At 50.5% G+C, this 539-nt stretch carries 1 pseudogene; it reads right to left on the reverse strand.

The features are described 5' to 3' along the window. A pseudogene (locus F993_RS20560) lies at positions 1-539 on the reverse strand (YadA-like family protein); the annotation flags it as partial.

Consider the following 539-nt stretch of genomic DNA (forward strand, 5'->3'; position numbering starts at 1 on the left):
GTGCCATCTGCAACACCAGTGATCTTACCCGTGGTTCCGTCAATGTTGACATCACCCACTTGCACTGAATCAAAGTCTACATCACGTGCTGTGGCGACTTCATAGTTGGTGCTGCCATCGGCGTTGGTCGACTCAGTAACAACGATATTGTCGCCTTCGGTGACCGTGGTTTTTGCTGCAACCGCTGCACCGCGTACAGAGTCAATCGCATCATGGATGTTGTTTTCACCTGTGTTCCCCACATTGCTCGTTGTAATTGAGCCATCTGGATTCACTGCCGCATTACCACCAACAACCGTACTCACGCTGTCGGCAACGCCACGGAGTTGTCCACCATTCACTGCTTCTTTAGAACCTGCTGCAACTGTGCCATCTGTCACACCACTGATCTTGCCTGTAGTTCCGTCAATGTTGACGTCACCCACTTGAACCGAATCAAATGACACATCATCCGCTGTCGCGACTTCATAAATAGTTTGTCCATCGGCACCGGTACGGCTTTCAACGGTCATGTTCTTGCCCGCTTCAACTTCAGTTTT

This window comes from Acinetobacter proteolyticus (genome assembly GCF_000367945.1).
GTDB classification, from domain to species: domain Bacteria; phylum Pseudomonadota; class Gammaproteobacteria; order Pseudomonadales; family Moraxellaceae; genus Acinetobacter; species Acinetobacter proteolyticus.